This is a genomic window from Stappia sp. (genome assembly GCF_040110915.1).
Classification (GTDB): Bacteria; Pseudomonadota; Alphaproteobacteria; order Rhizobiales; family Stappiaceae; genus Stappia.
Map to the genome: position 1 here is coordinate 4,495,018 of NZ_CP157793.1, position 22,868 is coordinate 4,517,885.

Genomic DNA, 22,868 nt, shown 5'->3' on the forward strand with positions numbered 1-22,868 from the left:
GCGGGGCTGCAATGCACCCCTTGATGCGCTTTGCGGTCTCCTTAGGGATATCCGCGCGGCGCGAACCGGGCCCGTGACGTGGGACGGCCAGAGACCGGGCGGGGCCATCGAGCAGCGCCATCGAACAGCGCCGACGAGCGGCGCCGGTGAGCAGCGCCAGTGAGTGGCGCCGGGGCATGACTGCCACAGGGAGGCCGGGTGGGCTTTCCACGTCGGCGCGGACGGGTATGATGCGCGGGCGTCGGGCCGTGCGCCGGGTCACGCCGCGGTCCGCGGCAAAGGGGCGGCGGCAGCCCGCGCCGCGTCTGTCGCCATCGTCTTTCTGCGTAGCGTCAAACCCGGAGGCGCCCGTGTCGTCCCATCCAGACCCGATTGTTCCCGAGCCGCTGACCGCCGAGGCCTTCGCGCCCTTCGGCGATGTGATCGAGGCGGATTTCGCGCGCAGTCACCTGATCAACGCGGGCCGCACCCGCCGCTTTCACGCGCTGGCCGAGGCGGATCCGGGGGAGGGGGGGCGCGCGATCCTGTCGATCTTTCGCGGAACGCCCTGGCCGAGCCCGGTGCGCGTTGAGATGCTGGAGCGGCATCCGCTGGGCAGCCAGGCCTTCGTTCCGATGCAGCGTCACGCCTGGCTGGTGGTGGTGGCCGAGGCGCCGCGGGCGCAGGCGTGTCGCGCGTTTCTGGCGCGGGGCGATCAGGGCATCCAGATCGCGCGCGGGGTCTGGCATCACCCGCTGCTGGCGCTGCAGCCCGTCCACGACTTTCTCGTGGTCGACCGCGCCGGGCCGGGTGACAATCTGGAGGAGGTCCGGTTTCCCGACGCGGAGCATGTGACGATCGCGCCCGTGTGAGGCGCGATGCGTCCGGCGGGATCGGCGTGTGTGGGCGGCTGCCGGAAGCGGCGGCCGTGTCCGGCCTCCGCTCGCGTTGCGGCCTGATTCGGTCCCGGTCGTCAGAAGACCAGTTTCGGCAGGGTGGTCGCGATCTGCGGCCACATCCAGATCAGCCCGATGGCGCCGATCTGCAGCGCGATGAAGGGCAGCACGCCGCGATAGATCATGCCCGTCGTGACCTCCTTCGGGGCCGCGCCGCGCAGGTAGAACAGCGAGAAGCCGAAGGGTGGCGTCAGGAACGACGTCTGCAGGTTGATGGCGATCAGGATCGACAGCCACACCGGATCGTGTCCCATCAGGATCAGCACCGGGGCGACCAGCGGCAGCAGGATCACCGAGATCTCGACGAAGTCCAGGAAGAAGCCGAGCACGAAGATCAGTGCCATCACGAAGACGAGCGCGCCCTGCGGGCCGCCGGGCATGTTCGACAGGATTTCCTCCACCCGCGCGTCGCCGCCGAGTCCGCGGAACACCAGCGAGAAGACGCTGGCCGTCAGGATGGTGGCGAAGATCATCGCGGTGACCGACAGGGTCGACGACATCACCGGCTTGAGCACGTCGGCGCGATGGGCGCGCACCAGCGCCTGTACCACGGCCGCGACGGCGATGGCGACGAGCCCGGTGGCGATCGCGCCGATGATCCAGTCGACGAGGTCCGCGTCGTCGCGCTGCAGGCGCACCGGATGCACGCCCGCGAGCAGGGCCAGCAGGGCGAGGGCGAGCGTGCCGGCGATCACCAGCCGCTTGGCGCCGCCGGCCAGGCGCGCGCTGGCCATCAGCAACGCGCCGACGGCGCCGACCGAGGCGGCCTCGCCCGGCGTGGCGATGCCGCCGAGGATCGAGCCGAGCACGGCGATGATCAGCAGCACCGGCGGCAGGATGGCGGCGGCGATCTCCACGCGGCCCGGTGCGTGGTCGGCCTTTTCCAGCGCCGGGGCGGAGGCCGGCGACAGCCAGGCCTTGGCGAGCAGATAGACGATGTAGATGCCGACCAGCGTCAGGCCGGGCAAGAGCGCGGCGGCGAAGATCTGTCCCACCGAGATCGTTTCGATGGTGAACTTGCCCTCGCGGAACTGGGCCTGCTGGTAGGCGTTCGACATCACGTCGGAGAGAATGATCAGCAGCGTGGAGGGCGGAATGATCTGCCCCAGCGTGCCGGAGGTGCACACGATGCCGCTGGCGAGCTTCGGATCGTAGCCGTTGCGCAGCATGGTCGGCAGGGCGATCATTCCCATGGCGACGACGGTCGCGCCGACGATGCCGGTCGAGGCGGCGAGCAGCGCGCCGACGAGCACGACCGAGATGCCGAGCCCGCCGCGCAGCGTGCCGAACAGCCGGCCGGCGGTTTCCAGCAGGTCTTCCGCGATGCGGCTCTTTTCCAGCACGACGCCCATGAAGACGAACAGCGGAATGGCGATCAGCACCGTGTTGGTCATCAGGCCGAACACGCGCTGGGCGAGCGCGCCGAGCAGGCCCATGTCGAACTGCCCCGTCACCAGTCCTAGGAAGGCGAAGAGGGTGGCGACCCCGGCGAGGGTGAAGGAGACCGGATAGCCGATCAGGATCGCGGCGATCAGCGCCGCGAACATCAGGAGGTCGAGTGGCAGGCTCATGCGTGGTCCTCGTGGCCGGGCGTGCGGGGCGTGCCGGCGAGGCGGGCGAGATCGCGCAGCAGGCAGGCGATCCCCTGCACCGCCAGCAGCACGCAGAAGGCCGGGATCAGGGACTTCAGAAGAAAGGAGGCGGGAATGCCGCCGACGGAGATCGCACCCTCCATCACGGCCCAGGAATTGCGCACCGACGGCCAGGAGTACCAGGCGAGCACCGCCATCGAGGGGAGCAGCAGAAGCACGGCGCCGGCGGCGTCGATGGCGGCGCGTCCGCGCCGCGAGGCGTTGGCGTAGAAGATGTCGACGCGCACGTGGCCGTCGACCAGAAGGGTGTATCCGGCGCCCAGCATGAACAGCGCGGCGTGCAGGTAGAGAACGCCCTCGTTGAGGAAGACGAAGCTGATGCCGTAGACGTAGCGCAGCACCACGACGACGAACTGCAGCATCACCATGGCGAGGGCGAACCACCGCACCGTCGCGCCGACGACACGGTTGAGACAATCGAGCCTGTCGGCGAGGCGATCGAGCACGGGCGGGATCCTTCAGGACGGGGAGGCGGCAAGGCGAACCGGCGGATCCGGAACCGGGAGGCGCGGCGCGATGCCGGCCTCCCGGTCCCGCATCGGGGCAGGTCCTAGTACTTGTAGTCCATCGCGCGGGCGTTCATCTGCCCGTTGTCCGCATAGGGCATGTAGGCGGCGATCGAGGCGCGATAGGTCAGGAAGCTCTCCGTGATCCGGCGCACCAGCTCGTCGTCGTCCTCGCGCAGATCCGCGATGACCTCGCCGGCGGCATTGCCCATGGCGACGATCACGTCGTCGGGCAGCTTCTTCACCTGCACGCCCTGCTCGGCGACCAGCTTCTCCAGCGCCAGCGCGTGCTTGGTCGTGTACTCGGTCCAAACCGGGTTGTAGAGGGATTCGCAGGCGAACTTGACGGCCTGCTTGAGGTCGTCGGGCAGCGCCTCATAGGCCTCCATGTTGACCGCGCATTCCTCGGCCGAGCACGGCTCGCCGACGCCCGGCCAGTAGTAGTTCTTGGCGACCTGATAGAAGCCGAGCGCGCTGTCGGACCACGGTCCGATGAATTCGCCCGCGTCGAGCGCGCCGGACTGCAGCCCCTGGAACATGTCGCGGCCGCCCATGGCCTGCACGGCCATGCCGAGCTTGGCGCACATCTCGGAGGCGAGGCCGGTGGTGCGGAAGCGCAGGCCCTTGAGATCGTCCGCGGAAGTGATCTCGTTGCGGAACCAGCCGGCCCACTGCGGTCCGGAGTTGCCGCACAGGAACGGCTTCAGCCCGAAGCGGCCGTACATTTCGTCATAGAGCGCCTGACCGCCGCCATGGGCGAGCCAGCCGAAGTGCTCGTCCGCGCGCAGGCCGAAGGGCTGCGAGCCGAACAGCAGGATGCCCTTGGACTTCGAGCCCCAATAGGCCGGAACGGCGTGATAGAGCTCGGCGGTGCCTTCCGATACGGCATCGAACACGCCCGGGCCGGGCACGAGCTCGCCGGCGGCGAAGAGCTGCACCTCGATGCGTCCGCCGGACAGGGCGGTGATGCGGTCGGCCAGCATCTGCGCGGCCACACCCGGGCCGGGCAGGTTCTTCGGCCAGGCGGTGACCATCTTCCACTTCAGCACGCCCTGCGCGATCGCAGGCGTGGCGAGCGTCGCGCCCGCGGCGGTGGCGACGGCGCCGGTGGCGGCGGTTTTCAGGAAATCGCGTCTTTTCATTTCGCTCGATCCTCTGGTTGGTCGTGTTGTTGTCGGGAGGCGGTCCGGGGCCGCAGGCGCGGTCCCGGACCCGGGTACGGTGCGGTCGACGACCTCAATTGCCGAGAATGGCCGGCAGCCGCAATCCGTGTTCACGCGCACAGTCCAGCGCGATCTCGTAGCCGGCGTCCGCGTGGCGCATCACGCCGGTGGCCGGATCGTTCCACAGCACCCGCTCGATGCGCCGGTCGGCATCCTCGGTGCCGTCGCAGCAGATCACCATGCCGGAGTGCTGCGAGAAGCCCATGCCGACGCCGCCGCCGTGGTGCAGGCTGACCCAGGTGGCGCCGCTGGCGCAATTGAGCAGCGCGTTGAGCAGCGGCCAGTCGGAGACCGCGTCCGAGCCGTCCTTCATCGCCTCGGTCTCGCGGTTGGGCGAGGCGACCGAGCCGGAGTCCAGATGGTCGCGGCCGATCACGATCGGGGCCTTGAGTTCGCCCTTGCGCACCATCTCGTTGAAGGCGAGGCCGAGGCGGTGCCGGTCGCCCAGACCCACCCAGCAGATGCGCGCCGGCAGGCCCTGGAAGGAGATGCGCTCGCGCGCCATGTCGAGCCAGCGGTGCAGGTGATGGTCGTCCGGCAGCAGCTCGCGCACCTTCTCGTCGGTGCGGTAGATGTCCTCCGGATCGCCCGACAGCGCCGCCCAGCGGAACGGACCGACGCCGCGGCAGAACAGCGGACGGATGTAGGCCGGCACGAAGCCGGGGAAGGCGAAGGCATTCTCGAAGCCTTCCTCCAGCGCCACCTGGCGGATGTTGTTGCCGTAGTCGAGGGTCGGCACGCCGGCGTTCCAGAAGGCGACCATCGCCTCCACATGCTCGCGCATGGAGGCCCGCGCCGCCTTTTCCACCGCCTTGGGGTCGCTCTCGCGCTTCGCCTCCCATTCGGCCATCGTCCAGCCCTTGGGCAGATAGCCGTTGATCGGATCATGCGCCGAGGTCTGGTCGGTGACGATGTCGGGATGCACGCCGCGGCGCACCAGCTCGGGGAAGACCTCCGCCGCGTTGCCCAGCAGCGCCACGGACTTGGCCTCGCCGGCCTTGGTCCAGCGGTCGATCATCGCGAGCGCCTCGTCGAGCGAATCGGTCTTCTCGTCGACGTAGCGGGTGCGCAGGCGGAAGTCGATGGAGTCCGGGTTGCACTCCACGGCGAGACAGCAGGCGCCGGCCATGACGGCTGCGAGCGGCTGGGCGCCGCCCATGCCGCCGAGGCCGCCGGTCAGGATCCACTTGCCCTTCAGGTTGCCGCCGTAATGCTGGCGGCCGGCCTCCACGAAGGTCTCGTAGGTGCCCTGCACGATGCCCTGGCTGCCGATGTAGATCCAGGAGCCGGCGGTCATCTGGCCGTACATCATCAGCCCGGCCTTATCGAGCTTGTTGAAGTGGTCCCAGTTGGCCCAATGCGGCACGATGTTGGAGTTGGCGATGAGAACGCGCGGCGCGTCCTTGTGCGTCTTGAACACCGCGACCGGCTTGCCGGACTGCACGACCAGCGTCTCGTCGGCTTCCAGATCCTTCAGCGTCGCGGCGATCCTGTCGAAATCGTCCCAGGTGCGCGCGGCCCGGCCGATGCCGCCGTAGACGACGAGCTCATGCGGCTTCTCCGCGACATCCGGGTCCAGGTTGTTCATCAGCATCCGCAGCGGGGCTTCCGTCAGCCAGGACTTGGCCGAAAGCTCGGTGCCGGTGTCGGCGCGCACGATGCGGGTGTTGTGACGCGGGTTGGTCATGCAGGGTCTCCGTTGACGCGCGCGTCCTCGAGCACGAGACGCTCCAGACGCGCAAGCAGGGTGGCGAGATGGGGCCGCAACCGGGCCGCCTTGTCCGCGTCATAGGCGAAGGGCGGGGCCTCGGTCGCGAGGTGAGTGCACTGGGCCAGTTCCATCTGGATGGCGTGGACGCCCGTTTCGGGCTGTCCGTAGTGGCGGGTGGTCCAGCCGCCCTTGAAGCGGCCGTTGAGCACGCTGGTGTAGCCTTGCGCGGCGGCGCAGGTTTCAACCGTGACCTGTTCGAGCGCCGGCGCGCAGGTCGTGCCCTGGTTGGTCCCGATGTTGAAATCGGGAAGCTTGCCGTCGAACAGGAACGGGATGTGCGAGCGGATCGAATGGCAGTCGTAGAGAAGCGCGACGCCGTGGATCGCCTTCACGCGCGCGATCTGCGCGGCCATGGCCGCGTGATAGGGCGCGTGGAAGGTATCGCGACGTTCCGCGATCTCGTCGGCGCCGGGCGTCTCGCCGTCGCGCCAGATGGGATGGCCGTCGAAATCGGTCTCCGGCACCAGCGTGGTGGTGTTCTGCCCCGGATAGAGGCTGACGCCGGCCGGATCGCGATTGGCGTCGATCACATACCGGTGGAAGGTGGCGCGCACGGTCGTCGCGCCGGCGAGCAGCCCGTCATAGAGCGTATGGATATGCCAGTCGGTGTCGGCGAGCACCCGACCCCGGTCGTTCAGCCGGCTGAGGATCGCGTCGGGCACATGCGTGCCCGTGTGCGGCAGGCCGAGGATGACGGGGGAGGTTCCCTCATGAATTTCGACGGGGGTCACGCGGTCGCTCCTTTTGCTTCGCCACCCGGGGTGCCGGCGAGATCGGGCAGGGTACCGGCCGGCACCGCCTCGGCGAGCGTTCCCTCGGCGACGAGGCGTGCGGCGGCCGCGAGATCGCCGGCCATGTAGCGGTCGTCGGTGAGCGACGGCACGGCCGCGCGGATCGCGGCCAGCGCGGCGGAGAGTGCCGGGCTGGTGACGAGCGGCGCGCGCAGCTCCACGCCCTGGGCCGCCGTCAGCGCCTCGATGGCGACGATGCGCGCGAGATTGTCGGTCATGGCGAGCAGGCGGCGGGCGCCGTGGCAGGCCATCGACACATGGTCTTCCTGGTTGGCCGAGGTCGGCGTGGAATCGACGCTTGCCGGCATGGCGCGCTGCTTGTTCTCCGACATCAGCGCCGCCGCCGTCACCTCGGCGATCATCAGGCCCGAGTTGAGCCCCGGCGTCGGCGTCAGGAAGGGCGGCAGGCCGTAGGACAGCGCCGGATCGACCAGAAGCGCGATGCGACGCTGGGCGACAGACCCCAGTTCGCACACGGCGATGGCGATCTGATCGGCGGCGAAGGCCACCGGCTCGGCATGAAAGTTGCCGCCCGACACGACCGACCCGTCGCCGAGCACCAGCGGATTGTCGGTGACCGCATTGGCCTCGCGTTCAAGCGTCGCGCCCGCCTGGCGCAGCAGGTCAAGACAGGCGCCGGCCACCTGCGGCTGGCAGCGGATGCAATAGGGATCCTGAACCCGCTCGTCGCCCTCGCGATGGCTTTCGCGGATCTGCGAGCCGTCCATCAGGGCACGCAGCGCGCGTGCCGCCTCGATCTGCCCCGGCTGGCCGCGCAGGGCATGGATCTCGGCGCGGAAGGGCGCGGCCGAACCCATCGCCGCGTCGGTGGACAGCGCCCCCGTCACGAGGCTCGCCGTTGCCGTGCGCCAGGCCTTGAAGAGGCCGGCGAGCGCCAGCGCGGTGGAGACCTGCGTGCCGTTGATCAGCCCGAGGCCCTCCTTGGGGCCGAGCACGATGGGGCTGAGGCCGGCGCGTTCCAGCGCGGCGCGTCCGGGCAGCCGCTCGCCCTTCACCCAGGCCTCGCCCTCGCCGATCATCACGGCGGCGAGATGCGCCAGCGGCGCGAGATCGCCCGAGGCACCGACCGAGCCCTGACCGGGAATGACCGGAATCACGTCGTGCGCGAGCATCGCGTCGAGCAGGGCGAGCGTGTCCCACTTCAGGCCCGAGGCGCCATGGCCGAGCGACAGCAGCTTGGTGGCCATCACGAGGCGCACCACGTCGCGGTCGAGCGGATCGCCGACGCCGCAGCAATGCGACAGGATCAGATTGCGCTGCAGCGTGGTCACGTCCACCGGCGCGATGCGCACGCTGGCGAGCTTGCCGAAGCCGGTGTTCACGCCATAGACGGGCACGTCGCCGGCGGCGACCTCGGCGATGCGCGCGGCCGCGGCCTCCACGGACCCGCGACAGGCGGGATCGAGCGAGGCCGGGGCGCCGCGATAGATGGCGTCGAGATCGGCGAGCGTGAGGCGGCCGGGGGTCAGGACGACGGTCATGCGGCGCCTCCCTTTTCGTGGCTGACAGCGTGGCCGAAGATCCGGCGATGAAGCGGCGTGAAGCCGATGCGATAGGTGAGTTCGGCCGGGGTCGCGACGTCCCAGATCGCCAGATCCGCGATCTTGCCGGCCTCCAGCGTGCCGAGATCGTCGGAAAGACCAAGCGCGCGCGCCGCCTCGCGGGTGGTGCCGGCCAGCGCTTCCTCCGGCGTGAGGCGGAAGAGGGTCGCGCCCATGTTCATCGCCAGCAGCAGCGAGCTCATCGGCGAGGAGCCGGGATTGCAGTCGGTGGCGAGCGCGATGGGAACGCCCGCGGCGCGCAGGCCATCCACCGGCGGCAGCTGCGTCTCGCGCAGGGTGTAGAAGGCACCGGGCAGCAGCACGGCGACCGTGCCGGCCTCGGCCATCGCCGCGATGCCGTCCTGCGACAGATACTCCAAATGATCGGCCGACAGCGCGCCGCGCTCTGCGGCAAGCCGCGCCCCGCCGAGATCCGACAGTTGCTCCGCGTGCAGCTTGATCGGCAGGCCGAGTTCCGCCGCCTTGTCGAACACGCGCGCCATCTGCGCCGGGGAAAAGGCGATGCCCTCGCAGAAGCCGTCGACGGCGTCGACCAGCCCTTCCTGCTTTGCGGCCTCGAGCCCGGGAAGCACCACCTCGTCGATATAGGCGTCGGCGCGGTCCTTGTAGTCGGCCGGAACGGCATGGGCGGCGAGATAGGTGGTGACGACGCGCACCTCGCGCAGCATGGCCAGCCTTCGGGCGGCGCGCAGCATTTTCAGCTCGTCGGCGATGGTCAGCCCGTAGCCGGACTTGACCTCCACCGTGGTCACGCCGTCTCGGATCAGCGCGTCCATATGCTTCAGCGCGGCGGCGACCAGATCCTCCTCGCTGGCGGCGCGGGTCGCGCTGACCGTGGAGACGATGCCGCCGCCGGCCCGCGCGATCTCCTCGTAGCTCGCGCCCTCGAGGCGCAGCTCGAACTCGCGCGCGCGATCACCGCCATGCACGATGTGGGTATGGCAGTCGATGAGCCCCGGCGTCACCAGCCGGCCGTCCAGCGGCTCCTGCGCCCAGTCGGCGAAGGCCGCGGGCAGATCCGCCGCGAGTCCGGCGAAGGCGATGCGCCCGTCGGCGTCGATGGCCAGCGCCGCATCCTCGATCAGGCCGTAGGGCGCGCCGCCCGGCACCATGGTGGCAAGGCGTGCGTCGCGCAAAACCCGTCCCGGCATGCTTCCTCCCGGCGTTGGTGAACCTCCGCCCCGCGAAAACGGAGGGGGCGTTAATATGTATTGGCTTAATTACGATATGTATGTACATAATTGTCAATCCAAAAATGAAGGGGTGACGCATGCGGATTTGGGCGACGGCGGCTTTGCTGGAGAGCGGATGGGCGCGGGACGTGTCGGTCGAGATCGGCGCCGACGGGCGGATCGCGTCGGTGGCGCAGGGGGATGCGGGAGGCCGGGCGCGCGCCGATGCGGCGGTCGAGGTGCTGCTGCCCGCGCCCGGCAATCTCCATTCGCATGCCTTTCAGCGCGCGATGGCGGGCCTGAGCGAGCGGCGCGGTCCCGGCACGCATGACACCTTCTGGACCTGGCGGGATCTGATGTACCGCTTCCTCGCCGGCTTCACGCCCGAGGAGATCGAGGCGGTCGCCGCCTTCGTGCAGATGGAAATGCTGGAAGCCGGCTATGCGGCCTCCGCCGAATTCCACTATGTGCACAACCAGGCCGACGGCACGCCCTATGACGACGCCGCGATCCTCGCGCGCCGGATCGCCGCCGCGTCCGAAACCTCGGGCATCGGCCTGACGCTGCTGCCCGTCTACTACGAGGTCGGCGGGCTCGACGCGCGCCCGCTCGCCGGCGGGCAGCGCCGCTTCCGGACCGATCTCGACCATTATGCCGCGATCCTGGAGGGCGCCGAGGCGGCCGTGCGCGCCCTGCCGGGCGATGCGCGCCTCGGGATCGCGCCGCATTCGCTGCGCGCGGTGCCATCGGCGGCGCTGGCCGAGCTTGTGACCTGGCGGCCCGACGCGCCGCTGCACATGCATATCGCCGAGCAGACCGGCGAGGTGGAGGAGGTGCGCGCGGCGACCGGAAAGCGCCCGGTGGAGTGGCTGTTCGACACGCATGCGGTCGACGACCGCTGGTGCCTGATCCATTGCACGCATCTGACCGAGGACGAGCGGCGCGCGCTGGCGACGAGCGGCGCGGTCGCCGGACTGTGCCCGATCACAGAATCGAGCCTCGGCGATGGCATTTTCGATGGCGCGGCCTATCTCGCCGAGGGCGGGACGCTGGGGGTCGGCTCCGATTCCAACATCCGCATCGCCCTGTCGGAGGAGCTGCGCACGCTGGAGTACTCGCAGCGTCTGCGCGATCGTCACCGCGCCGTGCTCGCCACCGCCGAGCGCTCCTGCGGGCGCCGGCTGTACGACGAGGCCCTCGTCGGCGGCGCGCGGGCGCTCGGGCGCGACAGCGGGGCGATCCGTCAAGGCGCCTTCGCCGATCTGCTTGCACTCGACGCCGGCTCGGTGCATCTGGAAGGCCTTGCCGGCGACGATCTGCTCGACGCCTGGATCTTCGCCGGCGACGACACGCTCGTGCGCGACGTGTGGTCGGCCGGCCGGCATCTGGTGCAAGGCGGCCGCCACGTGCGGCGCGACGCGATCGAGGCGGGCTATCGCAAGGCCATGCGCAAGCTGAAGGAGACCCTTTGACCGACCCACTTGGCCCAATCGGCAGCCCCGTCGGCGTCCCCGTCGACAAACCTGCCGACGGTCCGCCCGAACAGCGCGCCCTGGTCTCGTTCCGCACGATCAAGACCGAGATCCTGCGCCGGATCCGCGACCGCGTCTGGCAGCCGGGGGAGCTCATTCCCGGCGAGGAGGATCTCGCGCGCGAGTTCGGCTGTGCCCGGGTGACGGTCAACCGGGCGCTGCGCGAGCTGGCGGACATCGGCGTGGTGGAGCGCAAGCGCCGCGCCGGCACGCGCATCGCCGAACATCCCTTGCGCGAGGCGCGGCTGGAAATCCCCATCGTGCGCGACGAGGTCGAGGGGCGCGGCGCGATCTATCGCTTCACCGTGCTCACGCGCGAGACGCTGCCCGCGCCCGAGGCGGTTTCGGCGCATCTCGACCTGCCGGCCGGGACGGCGATGCTGCATCTGCGCTGCCTGCATTTCGCAAACAATCGACCCTGGGCCTATGAGGACCGCTGGATCAACCTCGCCGCCGTGCCCGACATCGCCGGCGAGCCCTTCACCGGCATGAGCCCCAACGAATGGCTGGTGAAGAACGCGCCCTTCTCGGAGATGGAGATTTCGCTCGGCGCGACGGCCGCCACGGCGGAAGAGGCGGAACTTCTGGCTCTGTCGCCCGGCGATCCGCTGTTCGTCTTCGAGCGCACCACCTGGCTGCTCGACCAGCCGATCACCCAGGTGCGGATGCTGCACCGAAGCGATTATCGCATGGTGTCGCGCGTCTGACGCGCGCAAAGGCATCGCGGGTTGTCGCGCGTCTGATGCGCGCGCATGAGCCGCGTTGTTGAAACGCGCCGGCAAGCCGATCATACTCGTTTCACTGAAGAATGATCCGGGGCGCGCCCCCGGGCGCATCCTGTTGGGAGGAACCGCTCATGATCCCCTTGAAGCCGCTTGCCATCGCCGCGACGGCGCTCCTGTGCGCCGGGCTGTCGCCCGCGCTCGCGCAGGACGTCACGCTGCGCGTCCATCACTTCCTGCCCGCCCCGGCGCCCGTGCCGAAGAACTTCATCACGCCCTGGGCGGAAAAGGTGATGGAGGAGTCCGACGGGCGGATCAAGGTCGAGGTCTATCCCTCCATGCAGCTTGGCGGCACGCCGCCGGCGCTCTTCGATCAGGCCCGGGACGGGGTGGTCGACATCGTCTGGACGCTGCCCGGCTACACCCCCGGCCGTTTCCCCGGCACCGAGGCCTTCGAACTGCCGTTCATGCCGGCGCGGGCCGAGACGACCAGCCAGGCGCTCTGGGACTTCTACGAGAAGTATCTGACCGACGAGTTCAAGGACGTGCATGTGATCGCGCTGCATGTGCACGGCCCCGGCCTGCTGCACGTGAAGGGCGACGGCGTGTCGTCGCTTGAGGATATGCAGGGGCTGAAGCTGCGCGGGCCGACCCGCCAGACCAACGCGTTGCTCGACGCGCTCGGCGCGACGCCGGTCGGCATGCCGGTCCCGGCCATGCCCGAGGCGCTGTCGAAGGGGGTGATCGACGGCACGGTCGTGCCGTGGGAAGTCACCACGCCGCTCAAGGTCGCGGAACTGGTCGACAGCCACACCGACTTCGAGGGGCCGCGCGGTCTCTACACCGCCGCCTTCGTCTTCGCCATGAACAAGGCCTCCTACGACCGGCTGCCGGACGACCTGAAGGCCGTGATCGACGCCAACAGCGGGCGCGAGATCTCCAAGTGGGTCGGACGGGTGATGGACGAGGGCGACCAGCCCGGCATCGCCGCGGCGGAGGCCGCCGGCAACACCATCCGCATGCTGGACGCCGAGGAAGTGGCGCGCTGGAAGGCGGCGGCCGAACCGGTCATCGAAGCCTGGATCGCCGACGTCACGGCGAAGGGGTATGACGGCGCGGCGATGGTCGAGGATGCCCGGGCGATGATCGCCGAGTATGCCGGCACCGACTGAGCCGTTTCCGCGCTCGCCCGGCCCGGCGGTGTCGTGCCGCCGGGCCTCGGGCGGAGCGCCGGCCCCGTTCCCGAAAACGAGATCGATCCCATGACCGTTCTGATCGCCGGCGCAGGAATTGCCGGCCTCACCCTGGCGCTCAGCCTGGAGCGCATCGGCGTGCCCGTACGCGTTTTCGAGAGCGTGCGCGAGATCAAGCCGCTCGGCGTCGGCATCAATCTGCAACCGCATGCCGTGCGCGAACTCGACGAGCTCGGTCTGATGGAGGGCCTCGACGGGATCGGGCTGCGCACGGCGGAGGTCGCCTATTTCTCCTCGCGCGGCCAGCCCATCTGGTCGGAGCCGCGCGGGCGCAACGCCGGCTATTCCTGGCCGCAGGTCTCCATCCATCGCGGCAAGCTGCAGATGCTGCTGCTGGAGACGGTGCGCGCGCGCCTCGGCGCGCAAGCCGTGCGCTGCGATGCCGCCGTGACCGGCTGGCGCGATCTCGGCGACGGCGTCGAGATCGATCTCGCCGACCGCGACGGAAAGGCGCTTGGATCGGAGCGCGGCGCGATCTTCGTGGCCGCCGACGGCATTCATTCCTCGGCCCGCGCGGCGCTTTACCCGGACGAGGGGCCGCCGGTGTGGGGCGGCATCGTGATGTGGCGCGGCGTGACGCGCGGTCCCCGGTTCCTCACCGGGCGGAGCATGGCGATGTCGGGCTGCAAGCCGCGCAAGTTCGTGTGCTATCCGATCGAGGACATCACGCTGGAGGACGGCCGTCCGGGCTCGGTGATCAACTGGATCGCGGACCTGAGGCTGCCGCCGGATTATCTGTGGCGCCGCGAGGACTGGAATCGCCCCGGCGACCCGGCCGACTTCCTGCCCCGCTTCGCCGACTGGCATTTCGACTGGCTCGATATCCCGGCCGTGATTCGCGCCGCCGAAAGCATCTTCGAATATCCGATGGTCGACCGCGACCCGCTGCCGCGCTGGACCCATGGCGCCATGACGCTGCTGGGCGATGCGGCCCACCCCATGTATCCCATCGGCTCCAACGGGGCGAGCCAGGCGATCCTCGACGCGCGGGTGCTGACGCGCGAGATCCTCGCCCATGGCACGACCCCGGCCGCACTCGCGGCCTATGAGGCGGAGCGCCGGCCCGCGACCGCGCGGATCGTGCTCGCCAACCGCGCCGACGGTCCCGACAAGATCCTCGACATCGTCGAGGCCCGGGCGCCGGACGGATTTGCCCGCATCGAGGACGTGCTGTCGCGCGAGGAACTGACCGAGACCGCCTCCGGCTACAAGCGGCTCGCCGGTTTCGACGTCGACGCGCTCAACCGGCGCGCGTCCCTGGTGCCGCCCGGTGCGCGCCGCGCGGACGACGGAGCGGAGGGCGGCAAGGACGCGGCCGCGCGGTAGCCGCGGTCCCGGCCGACTGTCCCATTGACTGTACCGGGCGATGATCCGGTGCCCGTTTTTCCTGGGGTCGCAAGTTTTTCCCGGAAGTAAAGACGGCGTTAGGCGGTCAAGGCTTAGCCTGCCTGCTGACTTTGCGCCGAACTCTCTGCTTTCCACGGGCGAAAACACGCGAAACCGCGAGAAACCGGGTGTGATGATCGACGTACTTGCGTGTATTTATCTTGAGCACAACCTGTTTCTGGTGGCCTGTGCCGCCGGTATTTGTGTCGCAGGGGCATGGATCAGTCTGCGTTTGTTCGCCCGTGCGCGGGATTCGGATGGTTGGACCCGGGCCGGATGGCTCTTTCTGAACGGCGTGGCGGCCGGCTCGGCGATCTGGTGCACGCATTTCGTCTCGATGCTGGCCTATGAGACGCCGGCGCCGGTGTTCTTCGATCCCGTTCCGACGATCCTGTCGCTGTTCATCGCGATTGTCGGCACCGCGATCGGCTTCGGCGTGGCGAGCAGCGGCCGCTTTCCGCTGGCGCCGGAAGCCGGTGGCATGGTCATCGGCGCGGCCACGACGGCGATGCATTATCTTGGCATGCGCGGCTATCGCGTCGAAGGGCTGGTGTCCTGGGACGAGACCAGGGTGGTCTGGTCGGTGGTGCTGGCGCTGGCGCTGGGCGGGCTTGCGCTCAACCGCGCCATGCGCCCGGTGACGATCTGGTGCCGCTACGGCGCGCTCGCCGTTTTCGTCGCGATGATCGTCAGCCTGCATTTCACCGGCATGTCCGCGCTGCGGATCGAGGTGCTCGGTCCGAGCGTTCCGCAGGATGCGGACGCGCTTTGGGCGCTGGCGCTCTCCGTCATGGGGGTCGGCACCATGGTCGTCGGCATGGGGGTCGTCACCGCGCTGCTCGATCACCGAACCCGGGCCGTCGCGGATGCCGACCGCCTGCGTCTGTCGACCCGCGACCCGCTCACCGGGTTGGGCAACCGCACGACCTTTCTTCAGGTTCTGAGCGAGGCCTGCGCCTGGAGCGACACCGGCGGCGGGCGGGTGTTTCTGGCGCTCGTCGACCTCGACGACTTCAAGACGCTCAACGATCTGCGCGGACAATCCGCCGGCGACGCCTATCTGGCGGCGCTGGGCGCGCGCATTCGCGACGACATGGGCGTGGGCGAATGCGCCATCCGGCTCGGCGGCGACGAATTCGCGATCGTCGCCCGGGTGCCGGCGACGCAGGATCTTCAATCGTTTCTCACCCGGATGCGCGATCTCGTCTGCGCGCCGGTGCGCGCGTCCGGCACGCTGCTCGGCTGTTCGGCCAGCCTCGGCGGGGGCGCCTATCCCGACCACGGTCTGTCCGCCCAGGATCTGCACGCCAACACGGCGCTGGCGCTCTCCCGCGCCAAGGCCAACAGTCTCGGCGACATCGAGATCTGCGACACCTCCATCGACGATCGCGAGCGTCGCCGCCGCGCGCTCTCCGTCGATCTGCGCACCGTCGTCGACCGCGACGAGCTGCATCTGGTGTTCCAGCCGCAGCTCGATCTCGAGACCGGCCGTTGCAACGGGGCCGAGGCGCTCCTGCGCTGGAGGCATCCGGACTTCGGACCGGTGTCGCCGGCCGATTTCATCCCGCTGGCCGAGGACAACGGCGCGATCCTGCAGATCGGCGACTGGGTCCTGTGCGAGGCCTGCCGGGCGGCTGCGACCTGGACGCGGCCCCTGCATCTGGGGGTGAACCTGTCGGCGGTGCAGCTGATGCGCGGCGATCTGCCCGAGCGCGTCGCCGCGATCCTCGCCGATACGGGCCTGCCCGCCGAGCGCCTCGAACTCGAGGTGACGGAAACCGCGCTGATGGCGAGCCCGGAGAAAAACATCGCCGTGCTCGCGGCGCTGCGCGCGCTCGGCGTGTCGGTCACGCTGGACGATTTCGGCACCGGCTACTCCGCGCTGGCCAGTCTGCGCAGCTTCCCCTTCGACCGGCTGAAACTGGATCGCGGCTTCATCAACGATCTGGTGAGTTGCGAAAGCGCCCGGGCCATCGTCCATTCGGTCATCATGCTCGGACAGTCGCTCAAGGTGCCCGTCGTGGCCGAAGGCGTCGAAACGCCCGACCAGCTCGCCTTCCTGCAGGGCGCGGGCTGCTCGACGGTGCAGGGGTTTCTCTATGCCCGGCCCATGGCGCCGGCCGATCTGATGCGTTTTGTCGAGGTGGAGAAGCACGGCGCGTCAAGTCTCGGTCCAGGGCGGGTCGCAGAGGTCCCGAGCTCCGGGTTTCGCGCCGTGACTACGTAAATATGATTACTGCACTCCACATTTGAATTATTCTAAACTATTGACTTAAAACGAGAAAAATCTTGACGTAATCTCTCATGTATTGCTAGCTGCGGTCGTGCGGCCGCACCGGCCGCCCTTTGATGGCGGGGCCTTGACCCCCGTCGATTGGGGGTTGCGATGAACATGCGAGTGGATTTCCCCGCGCCCGACGCCTGCACGGGCGGCGAGGCCGAGCATCTGGTCGTCGAGGGCCTGCGGCGCTGGCTTGCCGGCTATCAGACCGGAAACATTTCCTGCTGGGAAGATGCGTGGAGCCTCTACGCCGGCCGCCTCGGCGTCGCCCGGGCCCGTGTCGCGGTGTCCGGTCTGTCCGCCTATGCGCGGGCGATCAACGGCTGGGCGAAATGCGGCTTCTGCCTGATGCCCCATGACTGCCCGCGCCGCTGCGCGCATGAGGCGATGGCCGTGGAGGCGCTCGCCGCATGGCAGCGCGGCAACCGCGAGGCGGCGACCGGAATTGTCGAGGAACTGGTCGTCTCGCCCGGGCTGCCGAGCACGCTGGAGGCCACGGCCTTCTTCGCCGACAGCCTGCGCCGCGTCGATTTGCGGCTCGTGTCGGCGGCGCTTCCGCCGGGCGCGCGCCAGATCCCGCGCACGCATGCCCCCTCCCTGACCCGTCACTGACTGACCCGTCACTGATCATCCCGAACCGGCCCCGTCCCCCGGCGTGCCGGTTGCCAATTCCGTCAAGAAAGGCGCCCTCATGAAGAAGACCCGTCTGCTGGCAACGCTTGCCGTCGCCGCGCTCATCCCCTTCGCCAGTTCCCTTGCGTCTGGCGCATCCGCGGCGGAGCCGAAGGCGGTGCTCGACACCTATGCCGACATCGCCGCGGCGAAATACGCCGAATCCGTCACCACCGCCGAGGCCCTGTCCGCTGCGATCGACGCGCTGATCGCGACGCCGAACGCCGAAACGCTGGCCGCCGCGCGCACCGCCTGGATCGCGGCCCGTCGGCCCTACCAGCAGACCGAGGTCTATCGCTTCGGCAATGCGATGGTCGACGACTGGGAAGGCAAGGTGAACGCCTGGCCGCTCGACGAGGGGCTGATCGATTACGTCGACGCGAGCTACGGGTCGGAGTCGCCGGAAAACGCCTTCTACACCGCCAATGTGATCGCGAACCCGACGCTCAAGGTCGGCGGGCGCGAGATCGACGCGACCGAAATCACCCCGGCGCTGCTCGCCGAGGAGCTTCAGGAGGCGGGTGAGATCGAGGCCAATGTCGCCACCGGCTATCATGCGATCGAGTTCCTGCTGTGGGGGCAGGATCTGAACGGCACCGGGGCCGGTGCCGGCGCGCGACCGGCAACGGATTTCGACGTCGACAACTGCACCGGCGGCAATTGCGAGCGTCGGGTCGCCTATCTCAGGGCGGCGACCGACCTGCTGCTTGCGGATCTCAAGGAAATGGCGGCGGCCTGGACCGACGAGGGGGCCGCGCGCGCCGAGCTCATGGCCAAGGGCGAGGCGGGCGGTCTCGCCACCATCCTCACCGGCATGGGCTCGCTCTCCTACGGCGAGCTTGCCGGCGAGCGCATGAAGCTCGGGCTCATGCTGCACGATCCGGAGGAAGAGCACGATTGCTTCTCCGACAACACCCACATGTCGCATCTCGACGATGTGATCGGCATCCGCAACGTCTGGCACGGCGCCTATGAGGGCTTCGACGGCAAGTCGGTGTCCGGCGCGGCGCTCAAGGATCTCGTGGCGGAGCGCGATGCCGCGCTCGCCGAGGAGCTGACCGTGAAGCTCGACGCCTCGCTGGCCCGCTTCGAGGCCCTGCGCGCGCGTGCCGAGACGGTCGAGGCCTACGATCAGATGATCGGCGAGGGCAACGCCGAGGGCAACGCGGCCGTGCAGGCGGCGATCGACGCGCTGATCGACCAGACGCGCTCCATCGAGAAGGTCGTGCTGGCGCTCGACCTCGGCGACGTCGCCTTCGAGGGCTCCGACAGCCTCGACAATCCTGGCGCCGTCTTCCAGTAAGACGCAGGCCGAAAGAAACCGGCCGCCGGCACCGCCGGCGGCCGACACGACGCGGGACGGGAACCGGCTTGGGGTGTCCGCCCCGCACTCGAAAGGCAAGTGGCGCGGTTGGAGGGACGCGCGGCACGGGACCGCAGCAGATGAAGAACTCGCGTTTTACAGCACGCGCCGGGGGAAGTCCGGTGGCGTCCTGTCTTGTCACCCTGGCCTGGGGGCTGTCTGTCGCCTTGGCGGGCATCGGCCCGGCGCAGGCGATGGACCTGTCGCATCGCGATGATCTCACGCCCGCCGACCGGGAAAAGGTTGCCGGCGTCCTCAGCCACCCCGACGATCCGGGCACGGTCGAGGCTTTCGAGATCATGGCGGGCGGCGCGGCGACCTCGCGCAAGAAGCTGAACACGACCGCCTTCTCCTTTCCCTCCGCCAATCTGTCCTTCGAGGAGCAGCGCGACTTTCTCTTAGGCAACGGCCTGTTCGAGAAGTTCTGGGTCTCCTCTCCGGCCTCGACGCAGGCCTCCGACGGGCTCGGGCCGCTGTTCAACGCCCGCTCCTGCCAGGGTTGCCACCTGCGCGACGGGCGCGGCCATCCGCCGCGCGCCGGCGAAGAACCCGTGGCGCTCTTCCTGCGCCTGTCGGTGCCGCCGGAAACGGAGGCGGAACGCACGATGCTGGACGAGGGGCGCGCGCTGGTGCTCCCGGAGCCGACCTATGGCACGCAGTTCCAGACCTTTGCCGTGCAGGGCCTTCCCGCCGAGGGGCGCCTGCGCGTCTCCTACGCGGAAAAGCCCGTGACGCTCGCCGACGGCACGGAAGTGTCGCTGCGCGTGCCGACCTATGAGATGACCGATCTCGGCTATGGGCCGATGCGTCCCGACGTGATGGTCTCGCCGCGTGTTGCGCCGCAGATGATCGGTCTCGGCCTGCTGGAGGCGATCCACCCGGGCGACATCCTGGCGCGCGCCGATCCGGAGGATGCCGACGGCGACGGCATTTCCGGGCGGGCGAGCCTTCGCCGCGACGCGCAAACCGGCGAATGGGTGCTCGGGCGTTTCGGCTGGAAGGCGTCGGAGCCGACCGTGCGCTCGCAATCGGCGGGGGCCTTCGCCGGCGACATCGGCATTTCCTCGCCCGACGTGCCAAAACCCTTCGGCGATTGCATGCCGGCCCAGACCGCCTGTTTCGATCTGCCGACCGGCGAGCAGGCGCATCTGGGCGAGAGCGAAGCGCCGGACCCGGTGATGGCGCTCGTTGACTTCTATTCGCGCAATCTCGCCGTGCCCGCCCGGCGCGACGTGGACGCGCCGGAGGTTCTCACCGGCAAGGCGCTCTTTTCCGATCTCGGCTGTGCGAGCTGCCACACGCCGAAATATGTGACCTCGCGCAAGGCCGCGCAGCCGGGCCACCGCTTCCAGTTGATCTGGCCCTATACGGACCTGCTGCTGCACGACATGGGGGAGGGGCTGGCGGACCACCGCCCGGCCGGCTCCGCGTCGGGGCGCGAGTGGCGCACACCGCCGCTGTGGGGCATCGGCCTGACGGAACTCGTCAGCGGGCAGGAGAGCTATCTCCATGACGGGCGGGCGCGCACGCTCGAGGAGGCGATCCTGTGGCACGGCGGCGAGGGGCAGGCCGCCCGTGACGGCTATGCGGCGCTGGAAAAGGCCGATCGCGACGCCTTGATCCGCTTCCTGAAATCGCTGTAACCCGTCGCGTCGGCGACGTCGGTCGAGAGATGCCGACCATCAGACAGAGGAAGGCTTTCGAGATGATCCGTGCCCCAAAACGTCGCCGGCCCGCGCTGGCGCCCGTGCTGACCGGACTTGTGCGGACCGGACTCGTGCTGGCCGGGATGGCGCTTGCCACGGGTCCCGGCGCGGCGCGCGCGCAGACCGCGTCCGAGACGGCAAGGCCCGATTACGCGGCGCTGATCCCGGCGCTGGTGCGCGAGGTCGCCGTGCCGGCCACCGAGGCGCTGGAGGCGCGCCTGCGCGACTTGCGCGGGCGCATCGATGATGTCTGCGCTGCCGAGGCCGGCGAGGCGGCCCGCGACGCCTTTCGGGACGCCTTTGCCGGGGCGGTCGCCGCGCAAGGCCGCCTGGCCGTCCTGCGCTTCGGCGCGCTTGCCGAGGATACCCGGCTGGAGCGCCTCGCCTTCGTGCCCGACCGGCGCAACGTGGTGTGGCGTCAGGTGACCCGGCTCACCGCCAGCCGCGATCCCGGTGCCACCGATCCCGACGTGCTGCGCGACAAGAGCGTCGCTCTGCAGGGCCTGACGGCGCTGGAATGGATCGCCTTCGGCGGCGATGGCGAGGTGCGGCTCGCGGCGGAGGCCGACGACGGCTTCGCCTGTGCCTATGCCCGCGCGCTGGGGGCGCGCCTGAGCGATCTCGCGTTGGAAATCCGCACCGCCTATGAAACGCCGACCGGCCAGACCGCGCAGCTTCTCGCGCCGGGACCGGACAACGCGCTCGCGCAAACCGAGAAGGCGGCCGCCGGCTTCGCCTTCAACCAGCTGACGACGAGCCTGTCGCTGATGGCCGATCAGGTGCTGACGCCGGTCCTGGAGCCGGGCCCGGCCGAGGCGCGCGCCGCGCGCGCGCCCTTTGCCCGCTCCCATCTCGCCGCCCGGCATCTTGCGGCCTCGATCGACGGCTTCGCCGAGGCGCTCCGCCGTGCAGGCTACACCAGGGCGGCGCCCGACCTGGCGTGGATGGACAACACGCTCGCCTTCGAGGCGAAGAACGCGGGCCGGGCGCTCGCGGCTTTGCCGGCCGATCTCGCGGTGGCGTTGGCGGATGAGGACGACCGTCAGCGTCTCATCTATGTCCGTGCCATCCTGACCGGGCTTCAGTCGATGGTCGGCGGGCAACTGGCCGGGGCGCTGGACTTCGAGGGGGGCTTCAATGCGCTCGACGGCGACTGAGCGCGCCCTCGACCGGCGGCAGGTGCTCACCGGCGCGGCGGCCACGGCCCTGGCGCTTGTGCTGCCCGGCGCGGCGCGCGGCCAGGCGGGGGCGGGGCCGTCGTTGCAGGACGATCCGCTGTTCGTCGCCGCGCGCCGGCAGGCGGACGGATCGCATGCGGTGGTCGTCACCGGGCTCGACGGTCTGGACCGTCAGGTCATTCCCTTGCCCGCGCGCGGGCATGACGTCGCCCAATGTCCGGTGAGCGGGCGCTGTCTTGCCTTCGCCCGCCGTCCGGGCACCTTCGCGGTCCTGTTCGATCCGGCCGGCCGCCGGCCGCCTGAGACCATCCAGGCGGTCGCGGGGCGGCATTTCTACGGTCACGGCGCCTTCTCGCCCGACGGGCGGCTCGCCTATGCGACGGAAAACGATTACGCCGCGGCGCGCGGCGTGATCGGCGTCTATGATGTCTCCGGGGAAACGGTCCGGCGCATCGGCGAGTTCGACAGCGGCGGCACGGGACCGCACGATCTCCTGCCGATGCCGGACGGGCGTCGGCTGGTGGTGGCCAATGGCGGGATCGAGACCCATCCCGAGCGCGGCCGGGAGAAACTCAACATCGCGACGATGCGCCCCAATGTGAGCCTGATCGACCGGGAGAGCGGCGAGATCGTCGCCCGCGTCGAGGCCCCGGCGGTGCTGCACAAGCTGTCGCTGCGCCACATGGCGGTGACGGACGCGGGGCGCGTGTGGATCGGCGGGCAGCACCAGGGCGGCGCGGAGGAGACGCCGCCGCTCATGGCCTCCTTCGATGCGACCCGCGAGCGGCTGACATTTCACGACGTGCCGGCGGATTTGTCGGGCCGGCTCGCCAATTACGTCGGATCGGTTTCGGCGAGCCATGACGGCACGGTGATCGCCGCTTCCTGTCCGCGCGCCGGCCGGGTGCTGTATTTTGCCGGGGGCGACGGGCGATTCCTGGGCAGCCAGCAGCGTGCCGACGCCTGTGGCGTCGCGCCGCTCGACCGAACCGGCTTTCTGCTTTCCGACGGATCCGGCGCGCTGCTGGAGAGCACGGGGCCGCAGACGCGGCCGCTGCTCGTCGCGGCCCGGCCGGGGGTCGCCTGGGACAACCATCTGGTCGCCGTGCGCCCCGTGACGGACGGCTGACGGCGCCGGGCAG

The 22,868-nt window shown here is 69.7% G+C and carries 18 protein-coding genes; 11 read left to right on the plus strand and 7 right to left on the minus strand.

Annotated elements, in window-relative coordinates; all coding sequences use genetic code 11:
- Window positions 1-350: 350 nt before the first annotated feature.
- Window positions 351-851: an ureidoglycolate lyase gene (locus ABL312_RS20105; RefSeq protein WP_349359175.1), complete on the plus strand. Its 501-nt coding sequence runs from the start codon at window positions 351-353 to the stop codon at window positions 849-851.
- A gap of 101 nt (window positions 852-952) precedes the next feature.
- Here the strand turns inward: ABL312_RS20105 and ABL312_RS20110 are convergent, their stop codons facing one another.
- The 7 genes from ABL312_RS20110 to hutI all read right to left on the minus strand — a co-directional run bounded on the left by ABL312_RS20110 (window position 953) and on the right by hutI (window position 9,612).
- Window positions 953-2,506: a TRAP transporter large permease subunit gene (locus ABL312_RS20110; RefSeq protein WP_349359176.1), complete on the minus strand. Its 1,554-nt coding sequence runs from the start codon at window positions 2,504-2,506 to the stop codon at window positions 953-955.
- Window positions 2,503-3,033, minus strand: a complete 531-nt coding sequence (locus ABL312_RS20115) for a TRAP transporter small permease subunit (protein ID WP_349359177.1) — start codon at window positions 3,031-3,033, stop codon at window positions 2,503-2,505. The genes ABL312_RS20110 and ABL312_RS20115 overlap by 4 nt, the downstream gene beginning before the upstream one ends.
- A gap of 104 nt (window positions 3,034-3,137) precedes the next feature.
- Window positions 3,138-4,235, minus strand: a complete 1,098-nt coding sequence (locus ABL312_RS20120) for a TRAP transporter substrate-binding protein (protein ID WP_349359178.1) — start codon at window positions 4,233-4,235, stop codon at window positions 3,138-3,140.
- Window positions 4,236-4,329: 94 nt separating this feature from the next.
- A complete protein-coding gene (gene hutU, locus ABL312_RS20125) occupies window positions 4,330-6,003 on the minus strand; it encodes a urocanate hydratase (protein ID WP_349359179.1) in 1,674 nt (557 codons plus the stop codon).
- Window positions 6,000-6,818: an N-formylglutamate deformylase gene (gene hutG / locus ABL312_RS20130; RefSeq protein WP_349359180.1), complete on the minus strand. Its 819-nt coding sequence runs from the start codon at window positions 6,816-6,818 to the stop codon at window positions 6,000-6,002. The genes hutU and hutG overlap by 4 nt, the downstream gene beginning before the upstream one ends.
- On the minus strand, window positions 6,815-8,380 hold the full coding sequence (gene hutH, locus ABL312_RS20135) for a histidine ammonia-lyase (protein WP_349359181.1): 1,566 nt from the start codon (window positions 8,378-8,380) through the stop codon (window positions 6,815-6,817). Before hutH ends, hutG begins: the two co-directional genes overlap by 4 nt.
- Window positions 8,377-9,612, minus strand: coding sequence for an imidazolonepropionase (hutI, locus tag ABL312_RS20140; RefSeq protein ID WP_349359182.1), 1,236 nt, complete (start codon window positions 9,610-9,612; stop codon window positions 8,377-8,379). The genes hutH and hutI overlap by 4 nt, the downstream gene beginning before the upstream one ends.
- A gap of 119 nt (window positions 9,613-9,731) precedes the next feature.
- Here hutI and ABL312_RS20145 point away from each other — a divergent pair, with 119 nt between their 5' ends.
- The 10 genes from ABL312_RS20145 to ABL312_RS20190 all read left to right on the plus strand — a co-directional run bounded on the left by ABL312_RS20145 (window position 9,732) and on the right by ABL312_RS20190 (window position 22,855).
- On the plus strand, window positions 9,732-11,105 hold the full coding sequence (locus tag ABL312_RS20145) for a formimidoylglutamate deiminase (RefSeq protein ID WP_349359183.1): 1,374 nt from the start codon (window positions 9,732-9,734) through the stop codon (window positions 11,103-11,105).
- Window positions 11,102-11,872, plus strand: coding sequence for a UTRA domain-containing protein (locus tag ABL312_RS20150; protein ID WP_349359184.1), 771 nt, complete (start codon window positions 11,102-11,104; stop codon window positions 11,870-11,872). The genes ABL312_RS20145 and ABL312_RS20150 overlap by 4 nt, the downstream gene beginning before the upstream one ends.
- A 149-nt stretch (window positions 11,873-12,021) precedes the next feature.
- The gene (locus tag ABL312_RS20155) at window positions 12,022-13,059 is read left to right on the plus strand and encodes a TRAP transporter substrate-binding protein (RefSeq protein WP_349359185.1); all 1,038 of its coding nucleotides are present in this window, start codon (window positions 12,022-12,024) and stop codon (window positions 13,057-13,059) included.
- A gap of 90 nt (window positions 13,060-13,149) precedes the next feature.
- A complete protein-coding gene (locus ABL312_RS20160; RefSeq protein ID WP_349359186.1) occupies window positions 13,150-14,466 on the plus strand; it encodes a flavin-dependent oxidoreductase in 1,317 nt (438 codons plus the stop codon).
- A gap of 355 nt (window positions 14,467-14,821) precedes the next feature.
- Window positions 14,822-16,753, plus strand: coding sequence for an EAL domain-containing protein (locus ABL312_RS20165; protein ID WP_349359187.1), 1,932 nt, complete (start codon window positions 14,822-14,824; stop codon window positions 16,751-16,753).
- Window positions 16,754-16,912: 159 nt separating this feature from the next.
- Entirely contained in the window at window positions 16,913-17,419 is a 507-nt protein-coding gene (locus ABL312_RS20170) for a hypothetical protein (RefSeq protein ID WP_349359188.1), read from the plus strand.
- 79 nt (window positions 17,420-17,498) lie between these two features.
- Window positions 17,499-18,782: an imelysin family protein gene (locus ABL312_RS20175; RefSeq protein ID WP_349359189.1), complete on the plus strand. Its 1,284-nt coding sequence runs from the start codon at window positions 17,499-17,501 to the stop codon at window positions 18,780-18,782.
- Between the two features lie 140 nt (window positions 18,783-18,922).
- Entirely contained in the window at window positions 18,923-20,485 is a 1,563-nt protein-coding gene (locus ABL312_RS20180; protein ID WP_374730158.1) for a di-heme oxidoredictase family protein, read from the plus strand.
- A gap of 62 nt (window positions 20,486-20,547) precedes the next feature.
- Complete coding sequence (locus tag ABL312_RS20185; RefSeq protein ID WP_349359190.1) at window positions 20,548-21,705, plus strand: imelysin family protein; 1,158 nt, start codon at window positions 20,548-20,550, stop codon at window positions 21,703-21,705.
- Complete coding sequence (locus ABL312_RS20190; RefSeq protein ID WP_349359191.1) at window positions 21,686-22,855, plus strand: DUF1513 domain-containing protein; 1,170 nt, start codon at window positions 21,686-21,688, stop codon at window positions 22,853-22,855. Before ABL312_RS20185 ends, ABL312_RS20190 begins: the two co-directional genes overlap by 20 nt.
- The last annotated feature ends 13 nt before the right edge of the window (window positions 22,856-22,868 follow it).